This is a genomic window from Macrococcus armenti (assembly GCF_020097135.1).
GTDB classification, from domain to species: domain Bacteria; phylum Bacillota; class Bacilli; order Staphylococcales; family Staphylococcaceae; genus Macrococcoides; species Macrococcoides armenti.
In genome coordinates this window covers 805,468-826,463 of sequence record NZ_CP083608.1, presented here as the reverse complement: position 1 = coordinate 826,463, position 20,996 = coordinate 805,468, and the positions used below count along the sequence as shown (strand labels likewise).

General features: G+C 35.4%; 23 protein-coding genes. 7 read left to right on the top strand and 16 right to left on the bottom strand.

From position 1 onward, the window contains the following. Positions 1–10: 10 nt before the first annotated feature. Entirely contained in the window at positions 11–1,096 is a 1,086-nt protein-coding gene (locus LAU42_RS04350; RefSeq protein ID WP_224184467.1) for a tRNA(Met) cytidine acetate ligase, read from the top strand. Between the two features lie 13 nt (positions 1,097–1,109). Here LAU42_RS04350 and coaD read toward each other — a convergent pair whose 3' ends face one another. Next, on the bottom strand, positions 1,110–1,604 hold the full coding sequence (gene coaD, locus LAU42_RS04345; protein ID WP_224184466.1) for a pantetheine-phosphate adenylyltransferase: 495 nt from the start codon (positions 1,602–1,604) through the stop codon (positions 1,110–1,112). Further along, positions 1,601–2,137 (bottom strand): 16S rRNA (guanine(966)-N(2))-methyltransferase RsmD, encoded by a 537-nt coding sequence (gene rsmD / locus LAU42_RS04340; RefSeq protein ID WP_224184465.1) that lies wholly within the window; start codon positions 2,135–2,137, stop codon positions 1,601–1,603. The genes coaD and rsmD overlap by 4 nt, the downstream gene beginning before the upstream one ends. 71 nt (positions 2,138–2,208) lie before the next feature. Here rsmD and LAU42_RS04335 point away from each other — a divergent pair, with 71 nt between their 5' ends. Continuing rightward, positions 2,209–2,595: a DUF7147 family protein gene (locus tag LAU42_RS04335; protein WP_224184464.1), complete on the top strand. Its 387-nt coding sequence runs from the start codon at positions 2,209–2,211 to the stop codon at positions 2,593–2,595. On the opposite strand, the gene LAU42_RS04330 is transcribed toward LAU42_RS04335, so the two are convergent. Beyond that, entirely contained in the window at positions 2,576–2,821 is a 246-nt protein-coding gene (locus LAU42_RS04330) for a DUF2129 domain-containing protein (RefSeq protein WP_224184463.1), read from the bottom strand. The genes LAU42_RS04335 and LAU42_RS04330 overlap by 20 nt on opposite strands. A gap of 87 nt (positions 2,822–2,908) precedes the next feature. Between LAU42_RS04330 and LAU42_RS04325 the strand changes: the two genes are divergently transcribed. Beyond that, positions 2,909–3,811 carry a glycerophosphodiester phosphodiesterase family protein gene (locus LAU42_RS04325; RefSeq protein WP_224184462.1) on the top strand — a complete coding sequence of 301 codons (903 nt, stop codon included), beginning with the start codon at positions 2,909–2,911 and terminating at the stop codon, positions 3,809–3,811. A gap of 23 nt (positions 3,812–3,834) precedes the next feature. Here the strand turns inward: LAU42_RS04325 and LAU42_RS04320 are convergent, their stop codons facing one another. Genes LAU42_RS04320 through LAU42_RS04310 form a run of 3 tightly spaced genes read right to left on the bottom strand, consistent with a single transcriptional unit; the run spans position 3,835 to position 5,867 of the window. Next, positions 3,835–4,407, bottom strand: a complete 573-nt coding sequence (locus LAU42_RS04320; RefSeq protein ID WP_224184461.1) for a class I SAM-dependent methyltransferase — start codon at positions 4,405–4,407, stop codon at positions 3,835–3,837. Positions 4,408–4,416: 9 nt separating this feature from the next. Next, complete coding sequence (locus LAU42_RS04315) at positions 4,417–4,839, bottom strand: YlbF/YmcA family competence regulator (RefSeq protein WP_224184460.1); 423 nt, start codon at positions 4,837–4,839, stop codon at positions 4,417–4,419. Continuing rightward, a complete protein-coding gene (locus tag LAU42_RS04310) occupies positions 4,836–5,867 on the bottom strand; it encodes a CAP-associated domain-containing protein (RefSeq protein WP_224184459.1) in 1,032 nt (343 codons plus the stop codon). The genes LAU42_RS04315 and LAU42_RS04310 overlap by 4 nt, the downstream gene beginning before the upstream one ends. A gap of 191 nt (positions 5,868–6,058) precedes the next feature. Here LAU42_RS04310 and LAU42_RS04305 point away from each other — a divergent pair, with 191 nt between their 5' ends. After that, the gene (locus tag LAU42_RS04305) at positions 6,059–6,418 is read left to right on the top strand and encodes a YugN family protein (protein ID WP_224184458.1); all 360 of its coding nucleotides are present in this window, start codon (positions 6,059–6,061) and stop codon (positions 6,416–6,418) included. Between the two features lie 76 nt (positions 6,419–6,494). Beyond that, on the top strand, positions 6,495–7,544 hold the full coding sequence (gene ytvI, locus LAU42_RS04300; RefSeq protein WP_224184457.1) for a sporulation integral membrane protein YtvI: 1,050 nt from the start codon (positions 6,495–6,497) through the stop codon (positions 7,542–7,544). 52 nt (positions 7,545–7,596) lie between these two features. On the opposite strand, the gene LAU42_RS04295 is transcribed toward ytvI, so the two are convergent. The 7 genes from LAU42_RS04295 to cyoE all read right to left on the bottom strand — a co-directional run bounded on the left by LAU42_RS04295 (position 7,597) and on the right by cyoE (position 14,052). Further along, positions 7,597–8,064, bottom strand: coding sequence for a DUF420 domain-containing protein (locus LAU42_RS04295; RefSeq protein WP_224184456.1), 468 nt, complete (start codon positions 8,062–8,064; stop codon positions 7,597–7,599). 9 nt (positions 8,065–8,073) lie between these two features. Then, entirely contained in the window at positions 8,074–9,027 is a 954-nt protein-coding gene (gene ctaG / locus LAU42_RS04290; protein ID WP_224184455.1) for a cytochrome c oxidase assembly factor CtaG, read from the bottom strand. A 120-nt stretch (positions 9,028–9,147) separates the two neighbouring features. Continuing rightward, on the bottom strand, positions 9,148–9,495 hold the full coding sequence (locus tag LAU42_RS04285) for a cytochrome C oxidase subunit IV family protein (RefSeq protein WP_224184454.1): 348 nt from the start codon (positions 9,493–9,495) through the stop codon (positions 9,148–9,150). Then, positions 9,495–10,124 (bottom strand): cytochrome (ubi)quinol oxidase subunit III, encoded by a 630-nt coding sequence (locus tag LAU42_RS04280; protein WP_224184453.1) that lies wholly within the window; start codon positions 10,122–10,124, stop codon positions 9,495–9,497. The genes LAU42_RS04285 and LAU42_RS04280 overlap by 1 nt, the downstream gene beginning before the upstream one ends. Then, positions 10,124–11,986, bottom strand: coding sequence for a cytochrome c oxidase subunit I (locus tag LAU42_RS04275; protein ID WP_224184732.1), 1,863 nt, complete (start codon positions 11,984–11,986; stop codon positions 10,124–10,126). The genes LAU42_RS04280 and LAU42_RS04275 overlap by 1 nt, the downstream gene beginning before the upstream one ends. Before the next feature lie 52 nt (positions 11,987–12,038). Then, positions 12,039–13,100: a cytochrome c oxidase subunit II gene (coxB, locus tag LAU42_RS04270; protein WP_224184452.1), complete on the bottom strand. Its 1,062-nt coding sequence runs from the start codon at positions 13,098–13,100 to the stop codon at positions 12,039–12,041. A gap of 31 nt (positions 13,101–13,131) precedes the next feature. After that, entirely contained in the window at positions 13,132–14,052 is a 921-nt protein-coding gene (gene cyoE / locus LAU42_RS04265) for a heme o synthase (RefSeq protein ID WP_224184451.1), read from the bottom strand. Between the two features lie 247 nt (positions 14,053–14,299). On the opposite strand from cyoE, the gene LAU42_RS04260 reads away from it, so the two are divergent. Continuing rightward, entirely contained in the window at positions 14,300–15,202 is a 903-nt protein-coding gene (locus LAU42_RS04260; protein ID WP_277602379.1) for a COX15/CtaA family protein, read from the top strand. Positions 15,203–15,243: 41 nt separating this feature from the next. On the opposite strand, the gene LAU42_RS04255 is transcribed toward LAU42_RS04260, so the two are convergent. The 3 genes from LAU42_RS04255 to LAU42_RS04245 form a co-directional block, all read right to left on the bottom strand. After that, complete coding sequence (locus tag LAU42_RS04255) at positions 15,244–18,657, bottom strand: pyruvate carboxylase (RefSeq protein ID WP_224184449.1); 3,414 nt, start codon at positions 18,655–18,657, stop codon at positions 15,244–15,246. Between the two features lie 187 nt (positions 18,658–18,844). After that, positions 18,845–20,044 carry an FtsW/RodA/SpoVE family cell cycle protein gene (locus tag LAU42_RS04250; protein WP_224184448.1) on the bottom strand — a complete coding sequence of 400 codons (1,200 nt, stop codon included), beginning with the start codon at positions 20,042–20,044 and terminating at the stop codon, positions 18,845–18,847. A 57-nt stretch (positions 20,045–20,101) separates the two neighbouring features. Further along, positions 20,102–20,377, bottom strand: coding sequence for an Fpa/YlaN family protein (locus LAU42_RS04245; protein ID WP_224184447.1), 276 nt, complete (start codon positions 20,375–20,377; stop codon positions 20,102–20,104). Between the two features lie 121 nt (positions 20,378–20,498). Here LAU42_RS04245 and LAU42_RS04240 point away from each other — a divergent pair, with 121 nt between their 5' ends. After that, a complete protein-coding gene (locus LAU42_RS04240) occupies positions 20,499–20,975 on the top strand; it encodes a hypothetical protein (RefSeq protein WP_224184731.1) in 477 nt (158 codons plus the stop codon). The last annotated feature ends 21 nt before the right edge of the window (positions 20,976–20,996 follow it).

The window sequence follows — 20,996 nt, the reverse complement described above, 5'->3', positions numbered from 1 at the left end:
GGAAATACTAGTGAAGGCTATTGCGATCATTGCAGAATATAATCCATTTCATAACGGACATTTATATCAAATAAAAAAAATAAAAGAAAAATTTCCTGACCATCTCATCATCGCTATAATGAGTGGGCAGTTTACACAACGCGGTGAACCGGCATTTGTGAGCAAGTTCCAGCGTGCGCAAATGGCAATTGCGCATTGTGACCTCGTCGTTGAACTGCCACAATTTTATGCACTGAGTTTTGCTGATGATTTTGCATATGGTGGTATTACAGTTGCAAAACTACTTAATGCAGACATATTATCATTCGGCAGTGAACAGAGTAATCTCTCTCAATTACAAATAACAGCACAGCAGATTAATAATAAAACATTAAATAGATCGGATGCCGGATATGCTGCTTTAATGGATACAAATTTAAAAAGTAATGATATCCTTGCTGTACAGTACATCAGACAAGCCGAACGTATCTATCCTGAAATTGACATGCTGCCGATTGAAAGAATTAATAACGATTATCGGGATGAACATTTAAGTGGAACAATATCCAGCGCCACCGCGATTAGACGTGCTCATGAAGAGAATAGTACATATCACCATGCAATACCAGCTACCTCTGCTGAATTCATCGCAAACACTTTAAATAAGAATCGTCTATTTTTACTGATTAAATATGCAGTCATTCAAAAGGATATAGATGAGCTGAAACAAATTTATACGATGTACGAAGGCCTTGAATACAGATTAAAAAAATATATACATGATGCACAGTGTTACGACCATTATATTGAACTATTAAGCACGAAACGTTACTCAAAAGCACGCATAAGACGACTTTTAAGCTACGTACTACTTAATATTACAGAAATGGATAAGCACCCAGAAATAAATGCACTGCGTATTCTTGCAATGAACGAGAACGGACGTCAATATTTAAAAGCCATCAAACAAAAATGTTCTGTACCTGTTATCACGAATGTAAACCGGGACAATCATCATTATTTTGCGCTCGAAACGAAAGCGACTGAAATTTATAATTTAATATCAGACTGCGAACGGACAGATTTTAATACGCCAGTCATAATAAAAAGACCTTAAGCAGGTCTTTTTATTATGACTGATGCAACTGTGCATATTTTTCCTTTAAAGCACGTTCAACATTTTGTGGAACGATACTCGATACGTCTCCCCCGTATTTCGCTACGTCTTTTGTCATACTTGAAGAAATAAATGAATATTGATTGTTCGTCATCATATACAATGTTTCAAGATCATCATCCAGTTTTTTATTCATACTCGTCAGCTGCATTTCATATTCAAAATCACTGACCGCACGTAGTCCACGTACAATTTGTTTTGCGCCGACTTTCCTGCAGTAGTCAACGAGTAATCCTTGAAAGTAAGCTACTTCAACATTCGGAATGTCTTTAACCGCTTCCTGAATCATTTCGATACGTTCCTCTATCGAAAAGAATCCTTGTTTGCTCGCATTATTTAGTACAGAAACGTGTACAACATCAAACAATCCTGCACTTCGCTTAATAATGTCTAAATGTCCTAATGTTATCGGATCAAAACTTCCTGGAACAACTGCTATATTTTTCATGATACCCCTCTTAATAAAATTAATTTTGTAATGCCATAGTTTTCATGTTTTAATACTTCATAATCTAACGTATCTATCACTTCATGCTTTTCACATTCTATCATAATTCGCCCATTCGTTTTTAGTAAATTGTTTTCACGTATAAATGGCAGCGCATCATCTATTATTCCTTTATCATATGGTGGATCAAGAAAAATCATATCAAACTGAATATCACGCTTCACTAATGCTTTTAATGCACGTTTATAATCGTTTTTATATACTTCTACTTGTTCATCTAACTTTGAAGTATTTTTCTTGATTACTTGTACGGCCTGAAAACTACCATCTACAAAGATAACGTGTTCAAGTCCTCTGCTCAACCCTTCTATCCCAAGCGCACCACTCCCGGCAAATAAATCTAGACCAGTACCTTCTAATGGCCCGATAATATTAAACATTGTCTCTTTAATTTTGTCTGTTGTTGGGCGACTCGTTACCCCTTTTAGCGCTTCTAATGGAAACCTTTTATATTTCCCTCCGATTACTCTCATAAAAACCTCCATATTCTATTTCACAATTATTTAGTATAATGATTTTATTAACATTTATAAAGGAGCAAATTATGAAACAAACATTTATTCCACTCGGGTCTGGCTTAAGTGACCTGTTTGAATTTGAACAACTCATGAAATACAACCATGAACGTATCCATTGTTTATTGTTTCTGCATACTACACTTGAAACTGAGCCAAAAACTTCATGTATATTAATTATGCAACCTGCAAATGATAAATTTCAGGCAATGTACAGCATTTTTGAATGTATCAAGTACCCATATAATGGTCCAAGTAAAAAGTATGAATTATTAAAAGGATGGGCAGAAACATATGGTATTGATATAAAAGAACACGAAATTAAAAGTAAACAGCACTTTTATGAAGATGAGCTTTATTATCAGTACTTAACGGGTGTGCTTCGCTTGCAGCGCATTATTCCACCAATGTATTAGCGTAATCCGTTTTGAGTTCCTTATAATTTGATCCGATAACGTTAGTCACAAACTTAAGTTTTTCAAGTTGCGTTATCGTCCATTCAAGTTTATCTGTATTAATATAAAGTGATAACCATTTTTCATTGCGGTTAATATATGTAATGTGTCCGAATTTACGAATTTGTCTTTCGTGCTTCGGACTTTTTATATATACAATTAATTGCGTACGATCCACTAATGTCATTACCATGTTCCTCTCGTTTTTCATTTCTTTTATAGTACCATTAGTTCTGATAAAATTAAATTATCAAATATTAACGGAGGATTTAACGTGAATAAATATATAAAATCAGTTATTGCCGTAAGTGCAGCATATGCTATTACAACAACGCTTGCAAAAAGAAAATCAATACCGGAAGCAAAGTCGGTTAAACCGTTCTTCAACGGACGCGCGCCATACATATTTGCACATCGTGGTGGCTTATACTTACGCCCTGAACATACGATGGCCGCATTTAACAATGCTCATGCACTCGGTGTTGACGGTTTCGAAATTGATATACGCTTAACGAAAGATCATCAAGTCGTTGTGTTACATGATGAAACTGTTGACCGTGTAAGTAATGGTTCCGGTCTTGTATTTGATCATACATTAAATGAATTAAAACAACTTGATTTCGGGTTCCAATTTAAAGATTTAAACGGTGCATTCCCTTATCGTCATCACGCAGACTGTAAAGTCGTGACGTTACACGAACTCATTAATGCATTCCCTGAAATGCGCATTAATATCGATATTAAGGATGCACCAGACACGCATGCAGGTCGCTACGTAATTGAAGCGCTCTATAACGTTATTAAATACTGTGACGCATTTGACCGTGTTGTTATCACAAGTTTCTATGATGCTCAGATCAAACGCTTTAGAAACAGATGTGATGCAAAAGTTGCATATGGTGCCGGTCAGGGTGAAGTTGCGAAAACATTTTTAATGTTCCAGTCAGGATACGGGAATTTTATACGTATTGATGCTGATACATTTCAAATACCTGTGCAATTTAACGGTATTGCACTCGATACACAAAAGTTCATTCAATGGCTTCAAAAACAAAATGTAGCACCAGGCTACTGGGTTATTAACAGTATTGACCAGATGAAACAACTGTTAAAGAATGGTGCCCATACTATCGTTACAGATCGACCAGATATCGCAGTTCGCCTTAAACAACAATAAAATCGTCGGGATACCCGACGATTTTATTGTTTTATATTATGTTTCAACTCATATACCACCATATTTTTATATGCTGTTGACTGTATAATTTCAAGATGCGTATGTTCTATTAATTGTGATAAATTTTGTTTAGATAATATAAAGGACTTTCGCTGAAACAAAATGATACGCCCTTTCTTTTTAAGGACACGTTCAAGTTCGGTGAGTAATAATTGCTGTTCATAGAAACTTTCAAACCGTTGATTAATGATTACTTTATGAAATTTTCGGTTTTTATAAGAAAGCTGATAGTTTGAAATATCATAGTTAAAATGGGGATACAGATGCATCGCATGCTGTAGTAGACGAATGGACTGATCCAGAATAAATCCTTTTATATTCACCTGCTTGTCAATATCGCTCACCCATTTACCACCATGACACCCGATACATAATACTTTTTCATGAAACTTAAAGTGAATATATTTCAGTACATATTGACTCATCCATTTTGTGTACAAAATATCCGTACTGCGATGTTTATATAACGTTTCATCAGGTCTATTTAAAAATTCAACTTTTTTAATCCATTGATGTATCAGTTTCTTCTCTTTCATAGCTATCTCCTAACTACAGCCGCAATTTGAGCTGCATGAATGATCAACAAAGAAAGGATTCCCTCTTTCAACTTTTACCTCATTTGAAATTGCATGTGCAACAATCGTAATAATTTCATCCAGTAACGTTTGTAACTGCGTTTCATACTGTCTGAATTGAACGACGTCAGGATGCATATCATATAATTTTTTACGACGTCTCGTCTCCATCATCACTTCAGTATAATCAGGATGATATCTTCCGAACCGCTGTACTTCATCATATCGTTCTTTAATTTTCAGAAATTCCCGTTTTAATTGCTGTACTTCTGTATCAAAATTGATTTTTACAGACTGCGCTTTATAATTGTTATATGCGCCACTATTTAACAGCATTTTATTAATCGTTTCTGCATTATCAAGACAACTAAAAATTTCTTCCGTATATATCAAGATTTCACTTCCTGCTCTTCATTTAATGATTGATTATCTATAAATACTATAGAATTATATTGCGCTGATATACCGCCACCCATTTCATTCACTTGATCATCAAGCATATGCTCACGGTGTTCGCTCGAGTTCATCCAGCTATTGATGAGCGCTGGAATATCTTCATAATTTACCGCAATATTTTGTGTTAAATGGTTAAACTGTATTCCTTCATCATTAAGTTGTGAACCAATTTCATTTTCTACAGATGTTACTTTTTGATTAGATTGACTTAATTTCATGACTTGAATTTGCGCGATATGATTGATTGTTTCATTTGAACTAAGCGCCAGATTATCATTTAACGTTCTCATTAAATTCGTAAGTTCGAACATCGTCAGTACACTGTTGCTGTTATTGACACCTTCCTCAATATTATGTTTTTCATCGTTTATCTTTCTCTCAATTGTTTTCCCATTATAGCTCAGTGCATATGGCTGCATCTCCACGAGAGTATCAGGCGATAAATATCTGACTGCAAGCACTTTATTAGTGAAGCGATCAATAAATACCTGCATAAATAAATTTTCATATTCTACTAACGCCTGTGTCTTTATATCTGCTTCAGATAACTGAAATTGATAATCTCCATCTTTCGTTGAGATGATAGGTTCAGAAACAACATTCCCACCGTTAAAAATTTTTCCTGATTCACTATATATTTTGTATGGATATACGTTCGCTTCTTTACCCGTCGCATATATCATTTTAATCGTATTATCTTTTACGCCGACTATATAATACTGATTCTTAAACGTAAATATGAAGTTTCTATAACTGTAATTCGATTTATAAATACGTTTCGGATAGCCAAATGCTTTCGTCAACTCATCGATAGACTTTCCAACGTATTGACCGACACCTTCTGTCAATTTCACTTTATGACTTTGCTGCTCAGTCTTTTTAATCGTTTTATGAGCAACCTTGTCCTTTGCCGGGTTTTCTAATATATCAAACTTGATCGACGGAGAATAAAACAAATAAAACATAAAAATCGATACAAGGAAAATAAATAATAATTTAAGCAATATACTTTTCAAAAACACACCTCTATTTCTTACGTTTATACTTTATTCTATTACTATTTTAACATTATTTAAAATCAAATGAATATTCGATTGCAGAAACTATGATTTTATCATAAAATTAGAAGTAGAATGACTTAGGGAGGAACTTTAATATGGTATTCGCAAATTCAGGCATTGAAACGATCATTGCTGATCAATCTTTAATCCAGCATGTTATGAACAAGCATGGTTTTGTTTTAGGTGGACATTGGGATTATGAACGTGTGACGTATGATTTGAAATATGAATTAGAAGAAGGCATTTACTACCTGCGTATTCCAGGTTATGCAGTCGAAGGGGATGTTGGTGCTCGTGATGCCAAACTTCAGATGATGGACCCTTACTTAGGAAAGCATTATTATCCAACGGGTGTTGAATACGGTGAAGATGAGTATTTCTCTGACAAACTTGTTGAACATTGCAAACGTACGATTACGAAAGTTTATAACGATATCGTAGCAATCCAAAAATAATTATGATGTATATGAACCGAATGATGCATACTTTATGTTTCATTCGGTTGTTTATTATGTGAAATGAGGTGTTGCAATGTTCAAACGTTTTATAACAAAAAGAAATATAACAATCGTATCTATTATTATTATTACGTTACTCTTTCTTTATTTTATCGTCCCAATTTCAGTACCACTTATCGTAGCTTTACTTTTCGCACTTATGATAGAACCATTCGTTAAGCTACTTGAACAAAAGGTAAATAGCAGAAAGTGGAGCGTATCGATAATCTACACGTCGATTTTATCATTACTACTACTCTTTATGTATTTATTCCTTACGAAGCTCATTCAGCACATTATCCAGTTCTCAAAAGATTTACCGGATAAAATGAATAACCTGCTAAGTGCATGGAGTATATTTGAAGAGAGATTATCAAAAATTATTCCGGAAAATGTGTCGGATGCTTTATTCAATGAAACTCAAAAATTTCTATTCAACATAAGAGACGCGATACTCAATTACTTTAATGTTGAACGTATAACAAACTTAGTTGCAAGTTTACCGGAAACATTTATTACATTGCTCGTATTTTTAGTGGCACTCTTTTTATTTATGCTAGAGATTCCAAATATACAGGCATTTATTAAGGCACATACATATGAGAATACATACAATAAAGGGTTATATATATGGCGTAGAATCTCAACATCTATATTCGGTATGTTACGTGCTGCGTTTATTTTATCTGGTATTACGTGGTTTTTCACATTTATCGGACTATTGTTTATTACTCCGAAAAATGCACTCGTATTAAGCTTTATTATTTGTCTCGTTGATTTATTGCCGATACTTGGTGCAACGGGTGTAACAATTCCATGGGCTTTGTATGCATATATTACTGGTGATCCGGCACTTGCAATAAAACTCATCGTATTATCAGTATTCCTGCTCGTGCAAAGAAAAGTGTTAGAACCGAAAGTTATGGGTAAAGGCGTTGGTTTAAGTCCGCTGCCTACTTTAATTGCAATGTTTATCGGTTTAAAGCTGATGGGATTTGTCGGTTTCTTTATAGGGCCAATTATACTCATCGTTATCCTGATCATTTTAGAGTCTGGTGCATTTAACTTAGACTTTAAAATTTAATAAAAAGGAATTATATAAAAAAAGGAATGCGCAAAATTGCGCATTCCTTTTTTTAGAAACTACTTCCGATAATTGCTTTAATGACTGAAGTCGTTTCTCCACCTTTATAAAAAACATAAAGTAACATGTATACTGCTACACCAGTAATTGCTGTAAAAAACCAGATAACTGATGCGATAGGCCCTACTCTGCGATGAAGTTTTAAATTGTTTTTCAGACCTGTAATGATGTTAAATAATCCAAGTCCTCCGCCAAGCGTTGCTAAGCAAATATGGAAGATTAAGAAAATCGTATAGTATGGTTTTATATTATCAGGTCCACCAAAAGCTGTGTTACCGATGAATACTGTGCGTGTTGCATAAATAATAAAGAATGTAAGTGCTGCTGCCCCTGCGAATAACATCACTTTCTTATGACCTTCAATATCACGCTTTGCAATTTTAAACCATCCGATTGCTACGAGAATTGCACTAATAACGATAAATGTTGTACTGATTGTAGGTAAAATTGGTAAATTCATAAATGTCTCCTATCTGTATTGGTTAAAGTATGCTTCCTGCTGCTGCATTTCCTTCAAGCTTTGCTCAGTAATCTCGTCCGGTGTACGTCTTTCATCTCTTGCCCACTTAAAGAATACATGGAACATCATAACACCAAAGAATACTTCCTGTAAGACTTTCATGATAACGCCACCCGTCTGCTGATCGTCTTTCGGTGTCATGTTCGTAAAATATTGCGGACCACTTATTCCGGAATTTTGTACGATATCCTGCAATGTACCTGTTGGAACACATAAACTCATCGCACTCATCCATGCTGCTGGATCTGTATAAGTTTTATACATTGGATGCGTTGCAAATATAATTAAGCCACATGCCGGCGTAAGTAACACACCGATTAAAAAGATATACCCTATCTTTATCAGACCTGATAATTTCTTTCTTTCTAAATTCGTATTATTAAAGATTGGATACCACATAAACACTGCTGTAATGAACAATAAAATTGTAAACAATGAATGCAGTGTCGCATTTTGTTTTAAACCATCTAAAATTTCAGGTATATGATAAATTGAGAATAGCCCGTTAAACGTAATCAACGCTATAATTGGACGTGTAAAGAAATTAAATACGCGTTCAATATAAGGCTGTTTAACACAATAATCAATTAAGTATTCAGGAATCGCAAAAAATAATAATGGCACAATCATTAAATACATTACTGCCATCTGCAGCATATGAAAACTAAAGATAATATGACTGAGTAAATCAACTGGTGAACCTTTCATTGCATATAGTAATATCATGCAAATAACAAATATGATACCTTCTGACTTTTTTAGTGGTCGATTTCCAGGTATTTCATGACGCCATCTGCCTGTTAGTAAAAAGAAGACGATAGTCGTGAAAATAATGGCAACTAAAAAGAATGGACTCCAGTTCGCTAAAAATCCGAAGATCCTGATTGAGCTAATACTACCCATAAAATCACTCCATAAATTTACTTCATATAATTGTATTATAACGTAATTAAGGAATAAAAACGCACAATATTTCAACTAATTTGTGGCAAAAATAAAAACCCGGATTGCTCCGGGTTTTTATTATTTCAATGGATCACCAATCCAAGCGAGATATAACGCCATAACGATGAAACTTGCTGCAAAGAATAATCCAGTCAGAATAAATAACTTCGCTGTTTCATGTCCTTTATGTTTCATATGCATGAAATAGTAGAATTGTAAAATAACTTGAATTAAAGCAAGTAATAATACTACTGGTACGATAAATTCTTTACTTAATCCTGCAGCTACCATTGCAAATGCGACAAACGTTAAGAAAATCATCACAGCAAAAGTAGTAACCTGCATTCTCATTTCTTCAGTTCTCGCACGTTTTTCAAACTCATAACGTTCTTTATTAAATTCTGTCTTATTAAGTTCGTTCGTCATTATCCTAACACCCCTAACAAGTAAACTACTGTAAAGATGAATACCCAAACTACGTCAATAAAGTGCCAGTATAATGCAGCTGTATTGAATTTCGCAGCGTTATATACACTTAATCCACGTTTCATATTACGAATAATTAACAGGATAATCCAAGTTAAACCGATAATAACGTGGAATCCGTGTGTCCCTACTAAGAAGTAGAATGATGAACCGAAAGCACTTGAGCGGAAAGTATGCCCTTTGTGGATATACTCAACGAACTCATAAATCTCCAGCCCTAAAAATCCTAAACCTAATACTACAGTAATGATGAACCAAGTAATCATTTTTTTGAATTCAAAGTTCTTCATATGATATAGTGCGTAAACACTCGTAAGTGACGATGTTAATAGTAACATCGTCATTACAAATGCAAGTGGTAAGTGGAATAAATCTTTAGCTAATAAGTGATCTTCACTTGGTACATGATCTTTAAGTGCTAAATAAGTAGCAAATAGTGATGCGAATAATACTGTTTCTCCACCTAAGAAAATCCAGAATCCTAATAATTTGTTTTTACCTTCTAACGAAGCTGTTTCAGGATGGCTTGGCCATCTTTCTACTGTCATCTGTTCTTCGTGATGTGCCATTATTTAACACCTCTTTCATACTCGATAAGCTCTTCTTTAGTAATATGATAACCATGATCATCTTTTAATGAACGTGCCATCATAGCACCTGCTGTAATTGCTAATCCGATGATTAATACAAATGGTGCCCAAGGTTGAGTTGGTAAGTTCTTAACTGCGTCTAACGCCCACTCTTTACCATCCGCTAAGTATAATGCACCAAACGCTGCAACGAATAATCCTAGTGATTGAACGAAAGGTAAGATTGTGTTATTCGGCATGTGAATGTCACCTAACGATTCCGCAGGTAAAATTTCACCGTTACCTTGTTTCTTCTCTAAATCAAATGCATCTAAACCACGTACAAGTGGTGTTTGCGCAAAGTTGTAGAATGGAACCGGAATTGGTAATGCCCATTCTAATGTACGACCATCGCCCCAAGCATCGCGACCAACTTTTGGTCCTTTTACTGTCGTTATAATAACGTTGATTAATAATACAACTACTGCAACTGCCATTGTTAATGCACCAATTGTAGATATTAAGTTGTATGTGTCATACCCTTGACCAGGTAGGTAAGTGAATACACGACGTGGCATACCCATTAAACCTAAGAAATGTTGTAAGAAGAACGTTAAATGGAAACCGATAAAGAATAATACGAATGAAACTTTACCTAATTTTTCACTTAACATCTTACCAAACATTAATGGCCAGTAGAAATGCAGTCCTGCTAATAATGCGAACACTACCCCACCTACAATTACGTAGTGGAAATGCGCTACGATAAAGTATGAATCGTGGTATTGATAGTCAGCTGGTGCTGAAGCTTGCATAACACCAGTCACACCACCCATAACGAATGATGGAATAAATGCTAATGCGTATAACATTGGTGTAGTAAACTCAATGCTACCACCCCAGATTGTAAGTAACCAGTTAAAGATCTTAACCCCAGTTGGAACTGCGATTGCCATCGTTGCAACTGCGAAAATTGCGTTAGCTGTTGGTCCTAAACCTACAGTGAACATGTGGTGTGCCCAAACCATGAATCCTAAGAAACCGATTAAAACAGTAGCAAATACCATTGCTGAATATCCGAATAAACGTTTTCTTGAGAAAGTAGCAAAAATTTCAGAGAAAATACCGAATGCCGGTAACACTAAAATATAAACTTCAGGGTGACCGAAAATCCAGAATAAATGTTCCCAGATAATTGTGTTACCACCTTGTGATACTATGAAGAATCCTGTACCAAACATTCTATCGAAAATTAATAAGAATAATCCGATAGTAAGTGGTGGGAATGCAAATACGATTAATGCAGACGCAACTAAAGTTGTCCAAGTCATTAATGGCATACGCATAAATGTCATACCTGGTGCACGCATATTAACAATTGTAACCACGAAATTAATCCCAGCAATTAAAGTACCTGCACCTGAAATTTGTAAACCTAATGCATAGAAGTCAATACCATGCCCAGGAGACGCAAGTGAAAGTGATGCATAAGAAGTCCATCCAGCATCAGGTGCGCCACCTAAAATCCAAGATAAGTTTAAGAATATTCCCCCGAAGAAGAATAACCAGAAACCTAAAGCATTTAAGAATGGGAACGCAACGTCACGCGCTCCAATTTGTAAAGGTACTGTTGCATTCATATATGCAAAGAGTAACGGCATAGCCGCTAAGAAAATCATTGTTGTACCGTGCATCGTAATCATTTCGTTGAATAAACCAGCAGAAACGAAATCATTTTCTGGAACTGCAAGCTGAATACGAATGATCATCGCTTCGATACCACCCATGGCGAAGAATAATCCACCCATGATTAAATATAAAATTGCAATTTTTTTATGGTCTACTGTTGTCAAGTATTCCATTAATAAACCACGTTTTTTTTGTGTAGACAATTGAGTACCCTCCCTTTAATGATTACTTTTCAACTTTTCGTTCCATTAAGTATTTAGCTAAAGCATCAATCTCACTATCTGAAACTTTGTAAGCACCTGTCATTGTATTACCAGGCTTAACTGATTCTGGATCTTTAATCCATTTCTTAAGGTTTTCTTCATTGTGTTCCATTACACCAGCAACACGGTTACGATCTCCAAATGTTGTTAAGTTTGGACCTTTCGCACCTTTACCAGTTGGTGTTACAGCATGACAACCTTGACAAGATTGTTTGAAGACTTTTTCTCCTTCTTTAGCATCAGTTGTTGCTACTGGTTTTTTGATAGCTTTCATATCAGATACCCAAGTTTTGAAATCTTCTTTAGACATCGTTTTTACTTTGAAGTCCATTAAAGCATGTGACGGTCCGCAAAGCTCCGCACACTTACCATAGAACATGTTCTTTGCTTCTTTAGCTTTATCGCCATCAAACACTAAATAGAATTTGTTGATGTTTTCTACGTTTGTATCTAATTTACCACCAACTGCCGGAATCCAGAATGAGTGTTTAACATCCGCTGAATGTAATCGGAAGTATACTTTCGTATCTGTAGGAACGACTAATTCCTGACTTGTTACGATTTCTTCGTTAGGATACTCAAATTCCCACCAGTATAAATTTGCAGTTACATTAACAACCATTTCCTTGTTCTTACCTTTAGCATCTACTTTATCCATTGCTTTCGTATCCGCTAATTTAAAAGTAAGCATTACTGTTGGAATCGCTAAGATTAACAGAAGGATAATTGGAATTGTTGTCCATATAATTTCTAATGTATGGTTTCCGTGAACATCTTTCGGTACAAAGTCTTCTCCAACTTTGCCACGACGGAATTTAATTACTGCTAATACGAAAATAATAACAACTATGATAATAACGAAAACCATAATACCTACTGCAAGCATCATTAAGTTAAACTGATCTCTTGCAACTTCCCCTGCAGGACGTAAAGCAGAAAGTTCAGGTTTACCACATCCTGCTAATACAGTTAACAATAATGCAATTAAACCCATCAGCTTTACATTTTTAAACTTGTTTTTCATTTAATTCTAACCCCTCTTTCACCATTCATAATCAAATTGTTTGAATTAATGTAACTACTACTATCATAACAAAAAATATCATCAAATAGTTTAAAGAATAAATAAACATTGTCATTGCCCATTTATTTTCTTTAACATTTGATTTAAATCCAGAAATCGCTAACAAAAGCCATCCCAGATTTAATACCGAAGCAAGTACTACAAATATTGTTCCGAGTTCAGTCATGAAAAATGGTGTCGGTAATAAGAGCAATACCCAAAACAGCATTGAAACTCTCGTACGTTTAAACCCTTTTACAGATGGCAACATCGGAATGTTTGCAAGTGCATATTCATCGCTGCGTCTAATCGCAAGTGCATAAAAATGCGCAGGTTGCCATATAAACATAATGATGAATAACATCCAGGCCACTTTGCTAAGTGATGGTTCGATAGCTGCATAACCCACAAGTGGTGGAATCGCACCTGGAAAACTACCTATTATAGTATTTGAAACAAGGTGTCGCTTTGACCAGATCGAGTAAAGCACAACGTAACCAAAGATTCCGAGAAAACCGATAATTCCGGCTTCAGCGTTTATCATAAACAGGAAAACTTCTCCTATTGCCATTAAGATAAAACTTAATCGCAATATTGCGTTTGATGAAATCTTACCTGTAACAGACGGCCTCGTTTGCTTACTTGGCATAATACGATCGATATCCTGGTCGTAATAGTTATTCAGAGCACAACTTCCTGCCATAATAAGTGTAGTGCCAATCAGCATCGTTAAAAGTTCAGGTATACTACTTAAAAATGAACGTCCGCTTAACATAATCGCTATAAACGCACCTGCAAACGCTGGTATTAAATTGCCTTGTACGAGTCCTAGTTTAATGATAGCCTTTACATCTTTAATAGTCAGACGCCGCTCTATAGGTTTAACACCATTTAAAATGTGTTCATTCTGCATTTTCACCCTCCTTTTACAATACTAACGCATATAATAACAATAATATATGAAAACTGTCACATTTTCTATACATTTTCGAAATTAAATTGTGACATTTTTCTTTTTTATGAATTAACGCATTTGTTCACAAATGTGACACATTTAATTATTCATATGATTGTTATACTATTACTTAAGTATATACTATTTATATATGATTATACGATAATTATGTTAAATGTTAAGAATATAGATAGAGGTGTTTTTGTTGTTAAAGGAGAAAAATTTAAAATGGTTATCGCTATTCACCACGATTTTGATGCTATTTGTGCAAATAGGCGGTGCACTCGTTACGAAAACAGGCTCTGCTGATGGATGTGGTAGTAGCTGGCCACTTTGTCACGGCAAGTTTTTACCAACTTATATTCCGAAAGAAACATTAATCGAACTTGCACATCGTGGCGTTTCAGGACTAGCGCTGATCAGTGTGACATGGCTTGTAATTTTAAGTATGAAGTACATCGGTTACAAAAAGGAAACTAAGTTTTTATGTTCGATGAGTATCGGATTTATATTCGCACAGGCACTCATTGGAGCAGCAGCAGTGATATGGCAGCAAAATGGTTTCGTACTGGCACTTCATTTCGGTATTTCACTGATCAGCTTTAGTTCTGTTCTATTGCTTACATTATTAATATTTGAAGTGGATCAGAAATTCGACGCAACGATGCTCGTATTGCAACCAAAACTGAGACGTCATACAATCGGTATAACAAGTTATATTTACTTTGTAATCTATAGTGGTGCACTTGTAAGACACGAAAAAGCAAGTTTAGCCTGTACGAGCTGGCCACTTTGTCGTAATGGTGAATTTTCTTTACCGCAGAACTTTTATGAATGGGTACAGATGAGCCATAGAACGTTAGCATTTATTTTATTTATATGGCTGACATACGTTGCGTTTCATGCGATTAGAAACTATAGTCAGTATCGTGTAATTAAATATGGCTATCTTATTGCCTTCATTCTAATTTGTTTACAAGTATTAACTGGTGCATTAACGATATTTACGACGGTTAACTTGTATATTGCATTACTTCATGCATTATTTATTACGTTATTATTCGGTTTACTCTGCTACTTCATATTGTTAATAAACAGAGCGAAATAATTAAATTAAAATCCCGAAAGACACATGTCTTTCGGGATTTTTTATGCTTCAAGTTCAATTAATAAGTCATCAGTTTGAATTAATGAACCTTTTGTTACGTGTATTTGTTTTACGACACCATCTACTGGTGACTGCACACTCGTTTCCATCTTCATCGCTTCTGTAATTAATAACACATCACCTTTTTTTACATTGTCGCCAACAGAAACTTTTATTTCACCAATAGTTCCAGGCATCTGTGCACCGATATGATTTATATTGCTGCGATCGGCTTTTTTCATCACATCATTTGAAACATGTGCTTTTTTATCCTGGATTACAACTTGTCTTGGCATACCATTGAGTTCGAAGTACAGTGTTCTCGTACCATCTTCACGAACATGTCCGATACTAAGTAATGTAATGATTAATGTTTTACCGTTATCAATTTCAATTTCAACAGTTTCATTTTTTTGCATACCATAGAAAAATGTAGGCGTATCTAGTAAAGACACATTACCAAACTGCGCTTCTGTTTGTTTATATGCCTCGAACACTTTCGGATATATCGCATAACTCGTAATATCTTCTTCAGTTAACGTACTATATCGTGACGAGAGTTTCTCTTTTAGCTGTTCAAAATTAACATCTTCTAGCAACTTTCCTGGTCGTTCATGCATTTGTGGTTTACCCTTCAATACAACTTTGCTTAATGTATCAGGAAAACCATTCACCGGCTGCCCGATTTCGCCTTTAAAGAATGAAACGACTGACTCAGGAAAATCAAGCGTCTCTCCTCTTTCTATAACAGACGTTTCATCAAGATTATTCTGCACCATATATAGCGCCATATCTCCAACAACTTTTGACGAAGGTGTTACTTTCACTACATCACCAAACATGAGATTTACGCGTGCATACATTGCTTTTACATCTTCAAACTTATCGCCTAAACCTAAACTTTTTGCCTGCTGTTCAATGTTTGAATATTGACCTCCCGGCATTTCATGATGATATATTTCAGTATGGGGTGATTTAATGTCACTTTCAAAATCTTTGTAATAGTTTCTGACTTGTGCCCAATATTTAGATAAATGTTCTGCGCCTTCAATATTTAAACGTAAATTGCGCTTTTTACCTTCAAGACTATAATATAAACTGTTCGCTGATGGCTGACTCGTCAATCCGCTCATCGTACTTAATGCAGTGTCAATAATATCAACGCCTGCGTCAATCGCTCTATTATAAATCATGATGCCATTGCCACTCGTGTCGTGTGTATGCAGGTGAATCGGCATTGAAACTTCTGCCTTTAAAGCGCTGATTAAAGTATAAGCCGCTTCAGGTTTCAGCAAGCCTGCCATATCTTTTATCGCTAATATATGAAACCCTTCTTGCTCCATCTCTTTAGCCATTTTTAAATAATATTCAAGTGTGTAAATACTAGAGCGATTCGGATTTAATATATCTCCTGTATAACATATTGCACCTTCAGAAATTTTTCCGGCTTTCAAAACTGCTTCATTTGCGACTTTCATCTGATCAAGCCAGTTCAGAGAATCAAAAATTCTGAATACATCGATGCCATGCTCAGCTGCTTGAGCCACAAATCGTTCAATAACGTTGTCTGCATAATTTTTATAACCTACTGCATTGGATGCTCTGAACAACATCTGGAATAACACATTCGGAATTCTTTTTCTTAACTGTTTCAATCTATCCCATGGGTCTTCCTTCAGAAAATTATATGCGACATCAAATGTTGCACCACCCCACATTTCAAGAGAGAAATTGTTTTTCATAATATGACTTGTATCGTGTGCAATATTCAGCATATCTTTCGTTCGAATACGTGTTGCAAGAAGTGACTGATGTGCATCTCTAAACGTTGTATCAGTTACTAAGACATCATCCTGTCGCTTTATCCAGTCTGCAACGTAATTGGCTCCATGTGTATCAAGCAACTGTTTCGTACCTTCGTAATCAGGTAAATTAAATTTGTTTATAAATGACGCTAATTTCGGTTTTTCATTCGATTTAATGCCCGGAAAACCATTTACAGTAACGTTCCCGATATACGAGAGCGTTTTAGAACCTCTATCTCTTGGCACAGCGATATTAAAAAGTTCAGGATATTCATTTAAGAAACCAGTATTATAATCACCTTCAATAAACTTAGGATGTGACACGACATTTAATAAAAACGGTAAGTTCGTTTTAATACCGCGAATACGCATTTCTTTCAGTGAACGCACCATTTTCTCCTCTGCCTGCTTAAACGTAAGCGCGTGTGTTGAAAGTTTAACGAGCAGTGAATCATAAAGCGGAGAGATTTCTGCGCCTTGAAATCCATCACCTGCATCAAGACGAACACCGAATCCACCGCTTGAGCGATACGCAGTAATAGTCCCTGCATCTGGCATAAAGTTATTTAATGGATCTTCAGTTGTAATACGACATTGAATTGCAAAGCCATGAGTAATAATGTGAGATTGCTCAGGAATTGCAACGCGTGGATCTGATAATGCTGCACCTTCAGCAATTAATATTTGAGCTTTTACGATATCAATACCCGTCACCATTTCAGTAATCGTATGTTCCACTTGTATGCGTGGATTTACTTCTATGAAATAATAATCTTCACCGCTCACTAGAAATTCTACTGTTCCTGCATTCACGTATTCAATCTGCTGCATTAAATGTAATGCTGCCTGACATATCTCATCACGTAGTTTTTGAGATAGGCCAACTGAAGGTGCAACTTCAACTACTTTTTGATGGCGACGCTGTACAGAACAATCCCTTTCATATAAATGAACGATATTACCATGCGTGTCACCAATAATCTGAACTTCAATATGTTTTGGATTCTCTATATATTTCTCGATATAAACTTCACTTTTTCCAAATGACTTTTCCGCTTCCGATTGTGCACGAATGATTGCCTCTTCCAGTTCAGTCGCATCATGAACGATACGCATTCCTTTTCCACCACCACCAGAAATTGCTTTAATAATAACGGGATAGTGCTGTTGTGCAAATTGTTTTACAGCATCACTTTCGATATTTGCTTCATTCATACCAGGTACAATCGGTAGACCCGCAGCAATAGCTGTTTCTCTCGCTTTTACTTTATCACCGAACATATTCAAATGTTTAATTTCAGGACCGATAAAAATAATTCCCTCTTCAGCACATCGAGCAGCAAAGGTTTGATTTTCACTTAAAAAACCATATCCTGGGTGGATTGCATTTGCACCACAACTTTTTGCACAAGCAATAATCTGTTCAATATCCAGATATGGACTTGTACTATCAATTAAATATGCTTCATCCGCCTTATAGCGATGTAATGCCCCTTTATCTTCTTTTGCATAAATTGCGACTGTCGGAATATGCAGCTCAGTCGCTGCTCTGAATATACGTATTGCAATTTCACCACGGTTTGCAACGAGTAATTTTTTGATTGTTTTCATATGATGCCTCCTGGTCGTATTATCGTACGCACTTATTATAGTATATAAATGACGGGAATCTTAAGTTGCACTGTAAGTGACACGAAGTTGTCATATTGTTAACGTTTTCACATAATCAAATGAATTCATACTATAAAAAAGGCGCATTACAAAGCAATTTGCTCTGTAATGCGCTTTTCTTATTCAATCAACGTGTTCTTCTTTCATTGTCTCTTTTTATATCTTTTGAAGTCATTAACAGTAAACCGACCGCGATTGATAAACTCAATAAACTTGAACCACCGTAACTTAAAAATGGCAATGGCACACCTGTTAACGGAATTAATCCTGAAATACCGCCTAAATTAATGAACGTCTGAATACCGATATAACTAGAAACACCGACACAAATAAGCTTATGGAACATCGTACGCGCTGTCGCTGCATAAATAAATCCTTTAAATACAATAAAGAACAGCAAACTAATAATTACGAGTACGCCAACGAGGCCAAGTTCTTCAGCAATAACTGCGAATATAAAATCCGTATGCGGCTCCGGTAAGTAACCGAGTTTCATCACACCATTACCAAGCCCTTTACCGAATATCCCACCGTTACCAATTGCAAGTAATGAGTTAGACAAATGATACCCTGCCCCGCTTTCATCTGCGAACGGGTTTGCCAACACTTCAAAACGTTGTTTCTGATGGGCACCAAGAAAGTTCGTTAATCCAGTTCCAAAAGAAAAAAGTGCTGCCGTGATCAAACCACCGAAAATGATACCCCCCATTTTCAATACAGTCTTTATCGCAATTCCTGAATAAAGGAAAATACTACCTACGATCATTAAAATTAATAATGTAGAACCTAAGTCATTCTGCATTAATACAAGTCCTGAACAAAGTCCAACAAGTATAAGCGGTGCAATAATATCCACACTTAACTTATCAAGATTACGTTTTTTATTATATATATATGCTAAATAAATAATGACGACGAGTTTTAATAGTTCTGATGTCTGCAGCTGCATAAATCCAAGTGGTAGCCAACTTTTTGCACCATTAACTTCACGACCAAATATACGTGTCAGAATGAGCAGTGCCATAATGCCAAAGATTGCATATTGCTGCAACCTTCTATTATAAAGCAAGTTAATGGACATAAAGTATGTCATAACAAAAACTATGCCAAAACTTAATATAATTGCAAATAACTGTCGAATATAAAAGTAATTCGCACTGACGGGCGTACCGCCTGTTAATGTACCACGTGTTGCAGCAACCATACTCGCACTATATACCATTACGAGTCCAATTAAAGCGAGCACTACATAAGTGATTAACAAAGGAAAATCAACATATTTTGTGTTGTCTTTAACGTAACGAAAGAATCTCTTTAAATAAATCATTAAATCCGCTCATTTCTAAAAAATAGAGGTCGGGCACCAAAATATTGACCCAACCCCTTAAATATTGGTGAATGCATCATGCAATTTTGAAAGTTCCTTTTCTAAAGATGTCAGTAAAGCCTTTCCTTCATCACTATCGACAAGTCCGATTCTTACTGCAAAATCTACTTCACGGCTTAAACCAAACATTTGTGTATCTAAAACTTCCTCATATAACGGACATTGAGGCATCGTTAAATTATCCATCTGTAATTTAATCAACTGCAAAATTTTATCTGCATCTTGACTTAGCTGGTCATATGCCTTTTGTTTGTAGTCTATATTATCGCTCATAGCATACTCCCTCATTTCATATTCTATACTTTAAAATTTTATAGTACGAGCCTTTAAAAATCAAGCATTTACTAATTAAGAAATGTATATCATAATGATGAATGAAAGGGTGATAGAGATGATTATTCAAATTAAAGGAAAAGTAAACTTTAATATTACGTTAGATCCTTCAACTTTTATTTTTGATGATCGTAAAGTTGAGATGGATACATTGAACAAAACGATAAAGCGCGACAACGATTCGATTTCATTCGAAGATAATTATGAATGGAATCGAGAAATATTAGAAGGCGGTTCAAAACCACCAACACTCATATCCGAGAAGAAGTTTAAAAAACAGCAGTTATTAGAAGGGACATTCTTAATGAACCTGGAACCTTTTATAACTAATGCTGAACCACATGAAGATGCGACAGCGATTAAACTTATAAATGAAACGGATAGCGCTGAAATCAAACTAGAAGATTTGCATCAATTTTACATCCAGTTTTCAAAAGACGGTAAACGACTCTATGATGACGGTATGGTCGATGCTTATTTACTTGAAGATACGTTAATTTTAAAATTAAAACATGTAACAGGTATCGAAATTATTTAATGACACATATAAAAACGCTGA

Coding starts and splice junctions, on each gene's coding strand:
- LAU42_RS04275 (WP_224184732.1), bottom strand. CDS start 11,986: ATGGAATACTTGACAACAGTAGACCATAAAAAAATTGCAATTTTATAT.
- LAU42_RS04310 (WP_224184459.1), bottom strand. CDS start 5,867: ATGTTTTATTTGTTTTATTCTCCGTCGATCAAGTTTGATATATTAGAA.
- ytvI (WP_224184457.1), top strand. CDS start 6,495: ATGTTCAAACGTTTTATAACAAAAAGAAATATAACAATCGTATCTATT.
- cyoE (WP_224184451.1), bottom strand. CDS start 14,052: ATGCAGAATGAACACATTTTAAATGGTGTTAAACCTATAGAGCGGCGT.
- LAU42_RS04245 (WP_224184447.1), bottom strand. CDS start 20,377: ATGAGCGATAATATAGACTACAAACAAAAGGCATATGACCAGCTAAGT.
- LAU42_RS04285 (WP_224184454.1), bottom strand. CDS start 9,495: ATGACGAACGAACTTAATAAGACAGAATTTAATAAAGAACGTTATGAG.
- LAU42_RS04250 (WP_224184448.1), bottom strand. CDS start 20,044: ATGATTTATTTAAAGAGATTCTTTCGTTACGTTAAAGACAACACAAAA.
- LAU42_RS04305 (WP_224184458.1), top strand. CDS start 6,059: ATGGTATTCGCAAATTCAGGCATTGAAACGATCATTGCTGATCAATCT.
- coaD (WP_224184466.1), bottom strand. CDS start 1,604: ATGAAAAATATAGCAGTTGTTCCAGGAAGTTTTGATCCGATAACATTA.
- coxB (WP_224184452.1), bottom strand. CDS start 13,100: ATGAAAAACAAGTTTAAAAATGTAAAGCTGATGGGTTTAATTGCATTA.
- ctaG (WP_224184455.1), bottom strand. CDS start 9,027: ATGGGTAGTATTAGCTCAATCAGGATCTTCGGATTTTTAGCGAACTGG.
- LAU42_RS04330 (WP_224184463.1), bottom strand. CDS start 2,821: ATGACATTAGTGGATCGTACGCAATTAATTGTATATATAAAAAGTCCG.
- LAU42_RS04295 (WP_224184456.1), bottom strand. CDS start 8,064: ATGAATTTACCAATTTTACCTACAATCAGTACAACATTTATCGTTATT.
- rsmD (WP_224184465.1), bottom strand. CDS start 2,137: ATGAGAGTAATCGGAGGGAAATATAAAAGGTTTCCATTAGAAGCGCTA.
- LAU42_RS04335 (WP_224184464.1), top strand. CDS start 2,209: ATGAAACAAACATTTATTCCACTCGGGTCTGGCTTAAGTGACCTGTTT.
- LAU42_RS04320 (WP_224184461.1), bottom strand. CDS start 4,407: ATGAAAGAGAAGAAACTGATACATCAATGGATTAAAAAAGTTGAATTT.
- LAU42_RS04255 (WP_224184449.1), bottom strand. CDS start 18,657: ATGAAAACAATCAAAAAATTACTCGTTGCAAACCGTGGTGAAATTGCA.
- LAU42_RS04280 (WP_224184453.1), bottom strand. CDS start 10,124: ATGGCACATCACGAAGAACAGATGACAGTAGAAAGATGGCCAAGCCAT.